We start from the raw sequence: 15389 nt of genomic DNA on the forward strand, positions 1-15389 counted from the left end.
AATGTTATTTATGTAAAATCATTGATATTTCAATGTTAACGTTTCTTGGTAGTTTTTCAACCTGAACACACTCACGAGCTGGAGCTGTTTCTGCCGAAAAATAACTTCCATATATTTCGTTAATCAAGCTAAAATGTTCCATGTTTCTAATAAAAATTGTAGCTTTTACAACGTTTTCAAAAGTTAAACCAGCTTCTTCAATAATATAGTAAAGGTTTTGCATTACTTGTTTGGTTTCGTCTTGAATTCCGGTGGTAACCAATGTTTCTGTTTCTTGATTAAACGGAATTTGTCCCGATATAAAAAGTAAATTGCCTACCATTACAGAATGGTTGTACGGACCAATTGGCGCAGGTGCTTTTGATGAGTTGATTATTTGTTTCATTTGATATTATATTTAAGTTAAATTAAAAACGAACAGCTTAAAGTTATGAAATTATCTGTTTCTAAAACGGCGTTCGGCAGCATTTCTTTTTTCGTATTTAATATCTTGAAGGATCGACGATTTAATGCCGATGAAAAAATTCCATTGCTTATAGTATCCATTTGGAATCCATGAAAAATCCATTCGCCACGATTTTAAATCTCGTTCAAAACGCAATTGAGTATAAGTAACACCTTTATTTTTAAAATCGTAACCTGTTGAAAAACCAGCCAACCAACCCGGCGCCAAAGTAACGTTACCAGAAACCATTAAAGAGTTGTTGGTGATTTCTGATGTTCTACGCGAATTATTATAGGTTAAACTCCAAGCTAAAGTTAAATCCCAAGGAATTTCGGTATTATAAAAAGATGTTTTAGTTTTTTCTCGTTTCTTGTCATCAAACATCGATTTTTGTCTGTCTGCCAAATCCACCGACTTTCCGAGCAAATCATCACCACGACCACCATTTTGTACATTTTGATCTACTTCACCTTCTGGTTTAGGGCTTCCGCCAAAGATAGGATCAGTACTTGCTAAAGAATAGTTAATTGTAATGTTAGCACTAGTTAGGCGCATTAAACTTCCACCATTTGCAATATTAAATTGATCAATTCTATTACCAGCATTATCAATTGCCAACGGATCTAAACTTGCGCCTAAATTTAGTTGTAACTTATCTTTCAATAAATTAGTATTGGCGCTCATTCTAATAGGCTGTAACTTTAAAGAATCGGCAGTGAAATTATACGATGTTGCAAAATTAAGTGAGTTTAAAAGCATTACTTTTTTAGATTCGCTTGTTGCAGATTCATCATCACGAACTTTTGCTTCTAAATTATTTCCAAGCGATAAACTAACAATGTTAGACATGGTTTGGTTGGGTGCACCAAATAACGTTCCTTGAAAACGTGAGTATTCTTCCATAGTTGTTCCCAATGCATCAATGGCATACGTGTCATAATACTGTGTAAAACTTGGTGTGTAGGTATATGATGCAGATGGGCGCATTACGTGACGTATAGCCTGTATCTTAGAATTTTTATCGAAATTGAAAGTTCCGTAAATAGTTGTTCCAACGTTTGCGCCAAAATTATACGTTCTATAACTGTCAAAACCATTATCTCTAACCGTTTCTGGTCTATTGGTTTCATTACTGTAAAAACGGTTAAATGTATTTAAAACCCAAGTTTCGTTATAACTACCATTTAGTGTAACCGATAAATATTTTAATACTTTAAAATTTGTTGCTAACGGAATAGTGTGTTGTATACCGGCATCCATTTCATTAAACATTTCTTGTTTAAAAAACAACGAATCGGTTGTTTGTATTTGATTTCGCCCGCTTAAATTATATTGTAAATTTAAGTTTTGAATCAATCCTTTTTTTGAACCATTTTTTGGTGCGAATGGATATATACGATCAATACTTGCCTGTACATTTGGTAAAGACATGGTTATTTGTTGCGTATTGGTGTTTTGTGTATGATTTGCCGATATTGTTAAATTTGCCTGCGGTGTGGACTGAAACGTTTTAGAATAACTTACCGATGATGATAAGGTGTTATTCATGTTAGAACCAATGTTCTGCGTGTTTAACGAATTACGGAAATAATTACTACTACCAAGATTCACCGATGCTGCAAAACGCGACGACGGACTTGCTTTCGCATCTTGTGAATGACTCCATTGAATGTTGTAAATTTTTGCTTTCTGGTAATTGTCAAAACCACGTTCACCATCAATTAATGTTTCGTACCTTAAATTAAGGTTACCGTTGTATTTATAGCGTTTACGATATTGCGATTGTGCGTTTAAAGCGTTACTTCCGTTGGAGTAAACATCGCCTAATAAAGTTAAATCAACCATATCGTTAAACGCAAAGTAATAACCACCATTTTGTAAATAGTAACCACGTAAATTGGTATCACCAAACGATGGAATAATGAACCCGGAAACAGATCCTTGCGATAGCGGAAAAAAAGCAAACGGCAAACCAATAGGCGTAGGCACATCTTCAATAACCAAATTGGTAACTCCGGTTACAATTTTTTTATTAGGAACGAATTTAGCGTTACTAGTTTGAAAATAATATTCGGGATTTTCAATATCTTCAGCAGTTGTAAAAATTACATCTTTCATAAAGTAAACAGAATCGTTTACTTTTTTGGTTTTTGCAGCTTTAACATTAAAATCTTGATATTTTGTACGTGTATTCCAAACAATTGCTTTTTTTGTTTTTGTGTTGAAGCGGATAGAATCTGGCTCTACAATCTGCGTTCCTTGTTTAAAAACCGGATGTTGCGTTAAATTTCCTAACGAATCTTTAATTCTACCGGCATAAACTTCTTCTTTTTCGTAATCATAAATAATGATTCCTGCCGTAAGTTCGTAATCCTGATACTTAAAAACCGCCTGATTGTACAACGTAACCTTTTTATTTTTCTGATCTAGCTTTTCGTAATCTTTGGCAGTTCTAAACATAGGCGCTTCTAATTTTTGTCCTTGTTTAGGTTTAATACTGTCCTTTTTTATAGTGTCTAAAGTTGTATTTGGTATAAGGGTGTTTTTAAGTGTATCTTGTTTGTTTTCAATACCTAATCGTTTGTTTACATGAGGGAATTCTTGTGCCGAAACTTGTGATAAAGCACTCGGAATCAAGATCAAATTAAAAACGATATATATTACTTTTCTATGCAACTTTTTAAAGCTATTTTGTAAAAATGGTAGGTGTTTTTTTTAGACTTCAAACTTACTAATATTTTTTTTTACTTTTAGACTTTTAAATAAGAAACCAAAATATAAAATAAGTGATGATTGTAAATAAGGTTAAAGCTGCTTTTGCTGCCTTTTTAATGTGTGTTGGATCAACCGTTTACGCGCAAAATTTCAAAGTAGTTTTAGATCCCGGTCATGGAGGGAAAGATCCCGGAGCAATGCGAGGAAATTTCGTAGAAAAGAAAATTGTTTTAGATGTTGCTTTAAAAGTGGGCGAACTGCTAAAACTTGATAAAGATATTAAAGTGATATTTACCCGTAAAACGGATGTTTTTGTAGAGGTTGCAGAACGAACTAGAATTGCAAATCGAGAAAAAGCCGATGTTTTTGTGTCTATTCACGTAAACGCAGCAAAAAATACAGCAGCTTATGGAGCCGAAACCTATATTATGGGTATTAGTAAAAACGAAGCCAATTTAGAAGTTGCAAAACGAGAGAATGCTGTTATTACATTAGAAGATAATTACGAGAAGCATTACGAAGGATACGATCCAAATCGTCCGGAATCTTTAATAGGATTGACTTTAATGCAGGAACAATTTATAAAACAAAGTATTGATCTGGCATCAAAAATCCAAGTGCGATTTAAAAACGATGTTCTACGCAACGATAGAGGCGTAAGGCAAGGTCCATTCTGGGTTTTACATAGTGCACTTATGCCAAGTATTTTAGTAGAATTGGGTTTTATATCAAATAAAGAAGAAGGCGAATACCTTAATTCCGAAGCGGGTAAAAACGAACTAGCAAAAGCTATTGCAAGAGCAATTAGAGAATATAAAAAAAGTAATTCGGTCTAATAAAAAACAGATCATTAGCATATAAGTAGGTTATTCGTTTTAATTCTTGATAACGAATTGAATGTAAAATGAAGTGAAAAACGATATATATTACTTTTGTATACAATTTTTATATACTATTTTTGTAAATTGGAATAGGTTTATGTTAAACAAAAAATAAACCGATATTTTAATGTTTAACTTTATAAATAAGAAACAAAAATATAAATATGCTATGTTTATAGATAACTTTAAAGTTGTTATTGGTGCCTTTTTAATGTGTGTTGGATCAACGGTTTATGCCCAAAATTTTAAAGTGGTTTTAGACCCTGGGCACGGCGGTAAAGATTTTGGTGCTGTACGCGGAAATTACGTAGAAAAGAAAATTGTTTTAGATGTTGCCGAAAAAGTAGGCGACTTGTTAAAAAAAGATAAAGGAATAAATGTTATCTATACGCGAAAATCAGATGTTTTCTTAGAATTAAGAGAGCGTACTGAAATAGCCAACCGTGAAAAAGCAGATATTTTTGTTTCAATTCACGCAAACGCTGCCGCAAACGCACCAAGTGCGACAGGAACGGAAACTTTTATAATGGGTATGAGTAAAAACGCATCAAATTTAGAAATTGCTAAAAAAGAGAATGCCGTTATTACGTTAGAAGATAATTATGAAACATCATATTCTGGTTACGATCCAAGCAAACCTGAATCATTAATTGGTTTAACGTTGATACAAGAACAGTTTGTAACACAGAGTATTGAACTTGCATCAAAAGTTCAAACCCGTTTTACAAATGATGCAGAAAGAAAAAACCGTGGTGTTAAACAAGCGCCGTTTGTGGTTTTGTACACCGCTTTTATGCCTAGTGTTTTAGTTGAATTAGGTTTTTTATCGAACAGCGATGAAGGTGCTTATTTAAACAGCGAAGAAGGTAGAAACGAGTTGGCTAGAGCTATTGCAAATGCAATCATTGATTATAAAAAGCAGTATCATTCTGCAAGCGAAAATATTTCGACTCAAAAACCACGTGAAACGCCTGTTAAAGAAGAACCTAAAAAGGTTGATACCATTAAACAAAAGGCTCCTGAACCCGCACAAACATCATCTGTAGATGCTTCTAAACCAGCAACAGTAACCAAAGCAGGTGTTATGTTTAAAGTTCAAATTTCTGCAAGTGGTAAAAATATTGCGTTAACACCAAATAATTTTAATGGTTTAACCAATATTTCTATGGCTAAAGAAGGTAATATGTTTAAGTATTTTTATAACGAAACTACCGATTACGATCATGCACGTAAAGCGTTAGAAGTTGCTAAAAATAAAGGATACAACTCTGCCTTTTTAGTAGCCTACAAAAACGGCAAAAAAGTAAGCGTACAAGAAGCAATTAAATAGAAATTTAACCTTTAATACTAAAAAAATTGAAAATAGCTATATCAAAAGAAGTAAAAACCGCTTTATTAGTGTTGTTATCTATAGGAATGTTAATTTGGGGTTATACCTTTTTAAACGGTAAAAACATTTTTAGCAGTTCACGAACATTCTTTGTGGAATACGAAAACGTAGAAGGTTTATCTACCGCATCATCTGTAACTATTAATGGTATGGTTGTAGGTAAAGTACATCATATCTCTCTAAAAGGGCAAGGTAAATTGTTGGTAGAAATTGTAATGACAGATAAGGTTGATATTCCAATCTCATCTAAAGCCGTAATTTATTCACCCGATTTAATTGGAGGAAAACAAATTGCGCTTCAAATTAATTACAACGATCCAACGTTGGCAAAAAGTGGCGATTATTTACAATCAGGACAAATGGCGGGTTTAATTGATGATTTAGGTCAAAGAGTAGATCCAATCGCAAAAAAATTAGATTCTGTTCTTTATAATGTAAATATATTGGTGCAAAGTATAAACAAAACGTTAGATCCAACTGCGCAAAAAAACCTTCAAGAAGCTTTGGCACAGTTGAATGCTACAATGAAAAATGCAAATGGAATTACGGGTAAGTTTGATAGAATTGTAAGTAGCAACGAATCTAAAATAAACAATATTGTTTCAGATTTTAATACAACATCTAAAAACCTTTCGGCTTTTTCAAACGATTTAGATAAAATTCAATTACAAAAATTACAAGATATCTTAAATAAATTTGATAGTGCAGCATCTAGCCTTGATAAAATGATGACCGATGCCAACAGCGGAAAAGGAAATATTGGTAAGTTAATGAAAGAAGAGGAACTGTATAACAATTTAGAATCGGCTACAAAAGAACTAAACAATTTGTTAGAAGACGTTAAACTAAACCCACGCCGTTACATAAACATTTCGGTATTTGGTAAAAAAGCGCAACCTTATACAGAACCCGTAAAACAATAGTTATACAATACAACATACAAAAAAACAATAACTAACACATTACAATAATGCAGATTTTAAGCAGTATTTTATTTATAGCTTTAACCGTTGCAGGTTTTGGTTTTTTTGCAATAAACGCAAAAAAAATCTACCGAAATATAAAGTTGGGGCAATTTGTAAACAGAACCGACCGCCCAGCAGATCGATGGAGAAATATGCTTTTGGTAGCATTTGGACAAAAGAAAATGTTTGCCAGACCCATTCCGGCACTTTTGCACTTTGCCATTTATGCCGCATTTATGATTACCCAAATTGAACTGATAGAAATTTTAATCGATGGTATTTTTGGAACACATCGTATTTTTAAAGAACCGCTAGGTGGCTTGTACACCTTTATTATTAGTTTAATTGAAATAGTATCGGTAGGTGCTTTAACAGCAACTATTATCTTTTTATCAAGAAGAAACCTTTTAAAACTTCCACGTTTAAACATGAAAGAATTAATGGGTTGGCCTAAAAAAGATGCCAATTTAATTTTAATCATGGAAATTATCTTGGTATTGTGCATTTTTACTATGAATGGAACCGATGAGGTTTTATACAACATGGGCAAATCGCATTTTGCAGGTCAAGGATCTTTTAATTTCACTATTTCTCAATTTATTGGTCCTGCCGTTTTTGGATCTTTTAGCGAAGGAACTTTGCATGTTTTAGAACGTATAGGTTGGTGGGGACACTTTATTATGGTATTGTCTTTCCTTAATTATCTGTACTATTCTAAACACTTGCACATCATTCTGGCATTCCCAAATACTTATTTTGCACATATAGAACCGCTTGGTAAATTTGATAATTTACAAGCAGTTACCAATGAAGTAAAATTAATGATGGATCCTAATGCCGATCCGTTTGCAGCACCAGCGCCAGATGAAAATGCAGTTCCAGCAAAATTTGGAGCACAAGATGTTCAAGATCTAAACTGGGTTCAGTTGTTAAATGCTTATTCATGTACGGAATGTGGTCGTTGTACATCGTCTTGTCCGGCAAATATCACCGGTAAAAAACTGTCGCCACGTTTAATCATGATGAAAACGCGCGATCGTTTAGAAGAAGTAGGTAAAAATATCGATACCAATAAAGGAACGTTTGTAAACGATGGTAAAACATTGTTGAATGATTATATTACACCCGAAGAATTGTGGGCGTGTACTACCTGTAATGCCTGTGTTGAAGCGTGCCCAATAGACATTAGTCCGTTATCTATTATTATGGATATGCGTCGATTTTTAGTAATGGAACAAAGTGCCGCACCAATGGAATTAAACACCATGATGACCAACATTGAAAACAATGGAGCACCTTGGCAGTACAGCCAAATGGATCGTTTAAATTGGAAAGACGAGAATTAATCAACACAAATTATCAATTAAAAAAGTTAAAAATGTCAGAAAGTTTAGTAGTGCCAACAATGGCAGAAATGATGGCGAGAGGCGAGCAACCCGAAGTTTTATTTTGGGTAGGTTGTTCGGGAAGTTTTGACGATAGAGCAAAAAAGATTACCAAAGCGTTTGTACGCATTTTAAATAAAGCTAATGTTAAATTTGCCGTTTTAGGTAGTGAAGAAGGTTGTACCGGAGATCCTGCAAAACGTGCCGGAAACGAATTTTTGTTTCAAATGCAGGCAATGATGAACATTCAGGTGTTCGATGGTTACGAGGTGAAGAAGATAGTAACGGCTTGCCCGCACTGTTTCAATACTATTAAAAACGAATATCCTGAATTGGGTGGAACGTACGAAGTAGTGCACCATACCGAATTTTTAAAATCACTGTTAGATGATGGCAGATTAACCATTGAAGGCGGACAGTTTAAAGGCAAGCGTATCACTTTTCACGATCCTTGTTATCTGGGGCGTGCAAACAAAATTTATGAAGCGCCGCGCGATTTAATTCAAAAATTAGATGCCGAATTGGTTGAAATGAAACGATCAAAAGCAAACGGTTTATGTTGTGGAGCAGGTGGTGCGCAAATGTTTAAAGAACCCGAAAAAGGTAACAAAGATGTAAACATGGAACGTACAGATGATGCTTTGGAAATAAAACCAGATATTATCGCAGCCGGTTGTCCGTTTTGTAATACCATGTTAACAGATGGTGTGAAATTTAACCATAAAGAAGGTGAAGTTCAGGTATTGGATGTAGCCGAATTAATTGCTAACGCACAAGACTTATAATATGTTTGTACCTTTTGAAGAAATGCCAAAATCGGCAAAAATCTGGATTTACCAGGCAAACAGAAAAATGACCGATGAAGAAGTTGCAACTGCAAACGAACTGTTAACCAATTTTGTTGAAAATTGGGCAGCACACAGCACCCCTTTAAAAGCATCGTATCAAATAAAATATAACCGTTTTATTGTTTTAGCTGTTGATCAAGAATACCATGCAGCGTCTGGTTGCTCAATTGATGCTTCGGTTAGAATCATTCAGGATTTAGAACAAAAATTCGGAATCGATTTGTTGGATAAAATGAACGTAACTTATAAAACAGGCGAATTCATTGCGCATAAATCATTAATTGATTTCAAGAAAATGGCAAAAGAAAAAGCCGTAAATGCAAATACTATTGTTTTTAATAATCTTGTAAATACTATAGAAGAGTTCGAAGAGTTTTGGGAAGTTCCTGCAGGCGAAAGCTGGCATAGTCGCTTTTTTTAATAAGATATTTAATCATAAAAAAAGACTATCTGGAACGTCGTACCAAATTATATTTATTGTATGTAGGTAAAACGTCGCTTAGAGTAGCGTAACGTAGTGAAGCGTATAGAGAAGTTAATAATTATAAGTTCTCGACAGGATCGAACTGACGACTGGTTATTACATTCTCTTTGGTACAAGCTTTCTGATAATCATTTTATAAAAAAATCATCTTTAATTAGTTTTAAAGATGATTTTTCCTTTTAATATATCTGTAAAATCTTCCGAAATATTACTACAATTAATAAAGTAATCTACTTGCCATGCTTTAGTTTTTTTAGCCTGATTATTTTCTGTTTCTGTCCATTCAGGATAAACTCTAAAACCTCTTTTTCCTTCTTTTTTGATGTTAGATATGATACCTTTATCGCTTAAAATATCTTTCGGAAAAATAAAAAATCCAGAATAATCTTCTTGTTTTACAGCGATAATGTAAAAATCAAACGGATCGTTTATTGAGAAAGGTTCAGTTATTTTTTCGGCATTTCGTTTCCAAAGCGTAACAAACAAACCAACTTTTTTAGGCGTTACCTTTGCTTGCCGATACTTAATCTGTAAATCATCTAATTTAAAACTGCATCCAGAATATTCCAAACATTCATTATCTATAACAAAATCGGTAATTTTTTTGTTGGTTAAGTTTGAAAGTAGTGTTTCTATCTGTTGTAAGTTGTTTGTCATTATTCTTGTAAATGTACGTTAGAGTTTTTTAACGGAAAATTCCGAATTTATATTATTAAATTCATTTTCAAAAGTTTATTTTTGATGATGTTTTATTTTTAACAGTTATGAAAAAAATCTGGTTAGCGTTTCTATATATTCCCTTAACACTATTTGCACAACCCAAACAAAAATTTCAGCCCGCACAAAAATGGGTCGATAGCGTTTACAATCAAATGTCGTTCAATGAAAAAGTAGGGCAGCTTTTTATGGTTGCAGCCTATTCTAATCGTGATAATAAACACGTACAAGAACTTTTAGATTTGGTAAAATCTAAAAATATAGGTGGCGTTATTTTCTTTCAAGGCGGTCCCGGGCGTCAAGCACACATTACAAATAAGTTACAGCAAGCATCAAAATTGCCATTATTTGTTGGTATTGATGCCGAATGGGGATTGGGTATGAGGCTAGATTCTACCTATGTTTACCCATGGAATATGACGTTAGGTGCCATACAAAATAACAAGCTTATTGAACAAATGGGCACGCAAATGTCACAACAATCTAACCGCATGGGTATTCATTTTATGTTTGCTCCGGTGGTAGATGTCAACACAAATCCACTGAATCCAATTATCGGAAACAGATCTTTTGGTGAATCTAAAGAAAATGTTGCCGATAAAGCAGTTGCATTAATGCGTGGAATGCAACAAAACCAGGTTTTCGCAACAGCCAAACATTTTCCTGGTCATGGTGATACCGCAACCGATTCGCATTATACATTACCAAATATTAGTTTTGATAAAAAAAGGTTGGATAATATCGAATTGTATCCGTACAAAAAGCTGATAAAAGAAGGTTTGGCATCTGTAATGGTAGCGCATTTATCGGTTCCTGCGTTAGAACCTAAAAAGGAACTTCCAACTTCATTATCATACAATACCATAACAAATCTTTTAAAAAACGACTTAAATTTTAAAGGATTGATTTTTACAGATGCCTTGAATATGAAAGGCGTTGCGAATTTTAAATCGCCTGGTGAAGTTGATCTGGCAGCATTTTTAGCAGGAAACGATGTGTTATTATTTGCAGAAAATGTTCCATTGGCAATTGAAAAGTTTAACGAATCGTTTGCGAAGGGCGAGTTTAGTGAAGATCGTTTGGCACATTCGGTTAAAAAGATTTTGCTTTACAAATACAAAGCAGGCTTAAACAACTACAAACCAATTGAAACTAAAAACTTATATCAAGACTTGAACAAAGCAGAATACACCGATTTAAGTTATAAATTGTACGAAGACATTATTACCGTTGTAAAAAACAACAAAAACACCTTGCCTTTTAACAGTACCAAGCAGCAAAATATTGCGTACGTAAAATTGGGCGACGATGTAAATGATACTTTTATTGAAGCATTACAAGCAAACCAACCTATTACTGTTTTTAATCATTATCAGATCGAAGATCATTTGGAAGATTTAAAGGCATTCGATTTGGTGATTGCAGGTTATCACAAAGCAGATGGAGTTTGGAAAAAACATGATATGACTGCAAATGAAGTTACGCTTCTAGACAATATCGCAACTACCACTAAAACCATTTTTGTATCGTTTGTAAAACCGTATGCGTTAAGTTCGGTTAAAGATTTTTCGAAGTTTGAAGCGGTTGTTTTAGGTTATCAGAACAATGTAATCGCACACAGAAAAGTTACCGATGTTCTTTTTGGAATGCAGCCTGCAACTGGAAAACTTCCGGTTTCTATCGGAAAATTCTATAAAGAAAGCGATGGCGTAAACACAAAAGCCAATAAAAATTTACGATATGGTCGTGCAAGCGAAGAGGGATTTAACGAAACAAAGTTGAAAGAAATTGATGCTTTAGTTAACACTGCAATTAAAAACAGATACACTCCAGGAGCACAAGTTTTGGTGGCACGTAACGGTAAAATTGTCTATAATAAATCGTTTGGAAAAATGACGTATAATGACAATGCTGCTATTACCAATCAAACAATTTACGATCTGGCATCGCTTTCTAAAATGCTGGGAACGTTGCCAATGGTTATGAAAATGTACGATGACGGAAAGCTGCGTTTCGATCAGAAATTAGGCGATTTACTGCCAGAGTTTAAAAAGACCGACAAAGCAAACATTACCGTAAAAGAACTATTGACTCACAATTCAGGTTTGGTTGCTTGGATTCCGTTTTACAAAGAAACGTTAGATAGTAACGGAAAACCGAAAGCCGATTTGTATGAGCCAACATATTCAAAGGAATTTAATTTGCAGATAAACGATAATCTGTTCTTAAAATCAGATTACAAAAAGAACATCATTGAAAGCATAGCATCGTCAAAATTAGGTAAGAAAGAATACAAGTACAGCGACTTAAATTTCATTTTATTGTCAGAAATTGTCGAAAGATCGTACAAAAAATCTTTAAATGAACTGGTAAATAATTTTTTTTATGAGGCGATCAGCGCTAAAACCTTAACGTATCTTCCGCAGACAAAGTTTGATTTATCACAAATTGCTCCAACCGAAATTGATAATTACTATCGCTATTCAACTGTTCAAGGTTACGTGCACGATATGGGAGCTGCTATGTTTGGTGGTGTTGCAGGTCATGCCGGCTTGTTTGGTACTGCGTTGGATGTTGCTAAAATGATGCAACTTTTTTTAGACGGCGGTAAGTTTAACGGCGAAGAACTCATTTCGCAAAAAACCATAAATGATTTTAATACTTGCTATTACTGCAAGGAAGGAAATAGAAGAGGAGCTGGTTTTGATAAACCACAATTAGGGAAAAGCGGACCAACGTGTGGTTGCGCTTCTAAACAAAGTTTCGGTCACACGGGCTTTACAGGTACCATGGCTTGGGCTGATCCGGAAAACGATTTAATTTACGTTTTTCTATCGAACAGAACATTTCCAAATGCCGATGACAACAAACTTTCAAAAGCAAATACACGAGAAGATATACAGCAAGTAATTTACGATGCTTTAAATAATTAATTTTGCAAATTAAAATATGAAAATAGCCATAGTTTGCTATCCAACTTTCGGTGGAAGTGGAGTAGTAGCAACAGAATTAGGTATTGAATTAACAAAACGCAATCACGAAGTACATTTTATAACCTATAGTCAGCCGGTTCGTTTGGCGCTTTTAAATAAAAATATTCATTACCATGAAGTGGTGGTGCCCGAATATCCTCTGTTTCATTATCAGCCTTACGAGTTGGCATTATCAAGTAAAATTGTTGATACGGTTAAAGAATACGGGATTGATCTTTTACATGTACATTATGCTATTCCGCATGCTTTTGCCGGCTATATGGCAAAGCAGATGTTGGCAGATCAAGGCATTTCGCTGCCTATGGTAACCACTTTGCATGGCACCGATATTACGTTGGTGGGAAACCATCCGTTTTACAAAACCGCAGTAAGTTTCAGCATTAACCAATCTGATTATGTTACTTCGGTTTCAGCAGATTTGAAAAAATCGACTTATGAATTGTTTGATACCACGAAAGATATACACGTTATTCCTAATTTTATCGAAGATAAAAATGTTGCGCATGTTCAATGTAAACGAAATTTGTTTGCCGAAGATAGCGAACGCATTGTTACCCATGTAAGTAACTTTAGAAAAGTAAAACGTATTTTAGATGTTGTGAAGGTTTTTGACGGAATTCAGAAAGAAATGCCTGCAAAACTAATGATGGTGGGCGATGGTCCGGAACGATTGGGAGCTGAAGAATTAGTGAAAGAATTAGGTATTGAAAACAAAGTGATTTTCTTTGGAAATTCATCAGAAATTGACAGTATTCTGAAATATTCCGATTTGTTTTTACTTCCGTCTGAAACTGAAAGTTTTGGTTTGGCAGCATTAGAAGCCATGGCAAATAAAGTTCCCGTGATTTCATCGAATGCCGGTGGATTACCAGAAGTAAATGTTCAAGGTGTTTCTGGTTATATGGACAATATCGGCGATACAGACGGAATGGTTCAACACGCGATTGAAATTTTAAAAGACGATCTTACACTGCAACAGTTTAAAGAACAAGCGTATGCGCATTCAAAAAACTTCAATGTAGATAAAATTGTTCCACTATACGAAGCTATTTACAATAAAGCATTAAAAAACACGCTTGTTTAAGCGTGTTTTTTTGTTTTATACTAATTGTTGATTACTTAACAATAACCTTTTTAGTAGCTTTCCCTTGATTGGTTGAAACCTGCACATTGTAAATGCCTTTTGCAAAACCACTTACATTAATTGTTTTTTCAGAAGTTTCTTTTAGTAATTGCCCAGTTGTGTTGTAGATCAATACTTTTTCTAAAGTTAAGTTTTCTTTCAATTCAATATTTAAAATGTCGGTTGTTGGATTAGGGTAAATATTGAAGTTTTCTAAAACAAAGGTATCAGATGATAAAATGCCTGAAATATCATAAACTCGTACCTCTCCTGAAGATCCTTTACTTTGTTCATTACTAGTATTTCCAGCCGGTTTAGGACCAACTTTTCCGTTACTACTTAAAGCTAAACTGTGACCATCTCTTGAAAGTGCAATTGCCCAATAAATACTGTTACCATTTTTGTCAATTATTTCTCCTTTTTTTACCCAATTACCTTGAAGGTATTCATGAATTTCCACTCTACCATTTTTGGTATTACCATTTTCATTAGAACTCACTACAACAACATTCCCTGAACCAGATATAGCAACATTGTGAGCATAACGCTCATTTGGTACTTGACTAGTTATTGCATTACCAATTTGTGTCCAAGTGTTATTTATGTATCTGTAAACATTTATAGAACCCATATTTTGTGGGTAAACAGCCATAGTAGTTACGGCAATTGTGTTTCCGTCGCTTGACATGTCCATTCTGTATCCTGTAGAAACATCATTAGGATTCGCGACAATTGTATTACTGTATACCCATTTATTATTTACATATTTATAAATATTTATTGTTGCACCAGGATGTGGACTCGCGGCAATAGTATCTCCATTTTCTGACAAGCAAACGCTAAAACCATCTCCGGGTGTAATATTGCCAATTACTGTCCATGTTCCTGAAATGTTTTTATAAATATTAAATGGTCCTCCCATAGGTGCAATTGCCAAGGTTGATCCATCACCTGAAAGGGCTATATCATGTCCATCTTCTGTAATATCCTGACCTATTTGAGTCCAATTGTTATTAATATTTTTGTAAACTCTAACCATGTTTCCATGATTTGTAATTGCCACAGTAGATCCATCATTTGAAAGCAAGATTCTATAACCGTATCCTTGAATGTCTTGTCCAATTGGAGTCCAATTTCCAGAAGCTTTAGAATATACTTGAACAACATTACCACTACTAACTGCTAATACATTACCATTTTCAGACAAAGCAATTGCGTCTAAGTTGTTTGCGTTCAATGTGATGTCTTGTCCGATTTGTGTTTGTGCATTACTTATAGTAACAAATAGAAATGCAAAAAGTAATTTTAGTTTCATATATGAAAATTTTGATTATTCGACAAATATATGTAATTAATTTGGTAAAAAAGAATGGTAGATAGCAAAAAGAAGCTGTCTCAAAACTAGACAGCTTCTTTTTTGCTTTTTAGAATATATATGTTCTT

The 15389-nt window shown here is 34.1% G+C and carries 12 protein-coding genes; 8 read left to right on the forward strand and 4 right to left on the reverse strand.

Annotation, left to right across the window (positions count from 1 at the left end):
• Positions 1 to 4: 4 nt before the first annotated feature.
• Both EG242_RS10290 and EG242_RS10295 read right to left on the reverse strand, forming a co-directional pair.
• Positions 5 to 385: a Rid family detoxifying hydrolase gene (locus tag EG242_RS10290; protein WP_124899798.1), complete on the reverse strand. Its 381-nt coding sequence runs from the start codon at positions 383 to 385 to the stop codon at positions 5 to 7.
• A 51-nt stretch (positions 386 to 436) separates the two neighbouring features.
• Entirely contained in the window at positions 437 to 3121 is a 2685-nt protein-coding gene (locus tag EG242_RS10295; RefSeq protein WP_124899799.1) for a putative LPS assembly protein LptD, read from the reverse strand.
• Between the two features lie 113 nt (positions 3122 to 3234).
• Here EG242_RS10295 and EG242_RS10300 point away from each other — a divergent pair, with 113 nt between their 5' ends.
• The 6 genes from EG242_RS10300 to EG242_RS10325 all read left to right on the forward strand — a co-directional run bounded on the left by EG242_RS10300 (position 3235) and on the right by EG242_RS10325 (position 9050).
• Entirely contained in the window at positions 3235 to 3996 is a 762-nt protein-coding gene (locus tag EG242_RS10300; RefSeq protein ID WP_124899800.1) for an N-acetylmuramoyl-L-alanine amidase family protein, read from the forward strand.
• 214 nt (positions 3997 to 4210) lie between these two features.
• Complete coding sequence (locus tag EG242_RS10305) at positions 4211 to 5371, forward strand: N-acetylmuramoyl-L-alanine amidase family protein (RefSeq protein WP_124899801.1); 1161 nt, start codon at positions 4211 to 4213, stop codon at positions 5369 to 5371.
• Between the two features lie 26 nt (positions 5372 to 5397).
• The gene (locus EG242_RS10310; RefSeq protein WP_124899802.1) at positions 5398 to 6354 is read left to right on the forward strand and encodes an MlaD family protein; all 957 of its coding nucleotides are present in this window, start codon (positions 5398 to 5400) and stop codon (positions 6352 to 6354) included.
• Between the two features lie 47 nt (positions 6355 to 6401).
• Positions 6402 to 7742, forward strand: a complete 1341-nt coding sequence (locus tag EG242_RS10315; RefSeq protein ID WP_124899803.1) for a (Fe-S)-binding protein — start codon at positions 6402 to 6404, stop codon at positions 7740 to 7742.
• Positions 7743 to 7774: 32 nt separating this feature from the next.
• On the forward strand, positions 7775 to 8566 hold the full coding sequence (locus EG242_RS10320; RefSeq protein ID WP_124899804.1) for a (Fe-S)-binding protein: 792 nt from the start codon (positions 7775 to 7777) through the stop codon (positions 8564 to 8566).
• Position 8567: 1 nt separating this feature from the next.
• Complete coding sequence (locus EG242_RS10325; RefSeq protein ID WP_124899805.1) at positions 8568 to 9050, forward strand: ABC transporter ATPase; 483 nt, start codon at positions 8568 to 8570, stop codon at positions 9048 to 9050.
• A gap of 213 nt (positions 9051 to 9263) precedes the next feature.
• Here EG242_RS10325 and EG242_RS10330 read toward each other — a convergent pair whose 3' ends face one another.
• Positions 9264 to 9770 carry a MepB family protein gene (locus tag EG242_RS10330; RefSeq protein ID WP_124899806.1) on the reverse strand — a complete coding sequence of 169 codons (507 nt, stop codon included), beginning with the start codon at positions 9768 to 9770 and terminating at the stop codon, positions 9264 to 9266.
• 107 nt (positions 9771 to 9877) lie between these two features.
• Here EG242_RS10330 and EG242_RS10335 point away from each other — a divergent pair, with 107 nt between their 5' ends.
• Together EG242_RS10335 and bshA are read left to right on the forward strand one after the other, a co-directional pair.
• Positions 9878 to 12763, forward strand: coding sequence for a glycoside hydrolase family 3 N-terminal domain-containing protein (locus EG242_RS10335; protein ID WP_124899807.1), 2886 nt, complete (start codon positions 9878 to 9880; stop codon positions 12761 to 12763).
• Positions 12764 to 12779: 16 nt separating this feature from the next.
• Positions 12780 to 13907 carry an N-acetyl-alpha-D-glucosaminyl L-malate synthase BshA gene (bshA, locus tag EG242_RS10340; RefSeq protein WP_124899808.1) on the forward strand — a complete coding sequence of 376 codons (1128 nt, stop codon included), beginning with the start codon at positions 12780 to 12782 and terminating at the stop codon, positions 13905 to 13907.
• A 31-nt stretch (positions 13908 to 13938) separates the two neighbouring features.
• Here bshA and EG242_RS15055 read toward each other — a convergent pair whose 3' ends face one another.
• Entirely contained in the window at positions 13939 to 15261 is a 1323-nt protein-coding gene (locus tag EG242_RS15055; protein WP_235831897.1) for a T9SS type A sorting domain-containing protein, read from the reverse strand.
• Positions 15262 to 15389: the final 128 nt, after the last annotated feature.

Source organism: Paenimyroides viscosum, assembly GCF_003858535.1.
GTDB classification, from domain to species: domain Bacteria; phylum Bacteroidota; class Bacteroidia; order Flavobacteriales; family Flavobacteriaceae; genus Flavobacterium; species Flavobacterium viscosum.

Bases quoted from the DNA above. Each gene is read 5' to 3' on its own strand.
- EG242_RS10325 (WP_124899805.1), top strand. From the start codon at position 8,568: ATGTTTGTACCTTTTGAAGAAATGCCAAAATCGGCAAAAATCTGGATT.
- EG242_RS10290 (WP_124899798.1), bottom strand. From the start codon at position 385: ATGAAACAAATAATCAACTCATCAAAAGCACCTGCGCCAATTGGTCCG.
- bshA (WP_124899808.1), top strand. From the start codon at position 12,780: ATGAAAATAGCCATAGTTTGCTATCCAACTTTCGGTGGAAGTGGAGTA.
- EG242_RS10315 (WP_124899803.1), top strand. From the start codon at position 6,402: ATGCAGATTTTAAGCAGTATTTTATTTATAGCTTTAACCGTTGCAGGT.
- EG242_RS10305 (WP_124899801.1), top strand. From the start codon at position 4,211: ATGTTTATAGATAACTTTAAAGTTGTTATTGGTGCCTTTTTAATGTGT.
- EG242_RS10335 (WP_124899807.1), top strand. From the start codon at position 9,878: ATGAAAAAAATCTGGTTAGCGTTTCTATATATTCCCTTAACACTATTT.
- EG242_RS10330 (WP_124899806.1), bottom strand. From the start codon at position 9,770: ATGACAAACAACTTACAACAGATAGAAACACTACTTTCAAACTTAACC.
- EG242_RS15055 (WP_235831897.1), bottom strand. From the start codon at position 15,261: ATGAAACTAAAATTACTTTTTGCATTTCTATTTGTTACTATAAGTAAT.
- EG242_RS10300 (WP_124899800.1), top strand. From the start codon at position 3,235: ATGATTGTAAATAAGGTTAAAGCTGCTTTTGCTGCCTTTTTAATGTGT.
- EG242_RS10320 (WP_124899804.1), top strand. From the start codon at position 7,775: ATGTCAGAAAGTTTAGTAGTGCCAACAATGGCAGAAATGATGGCGAGA.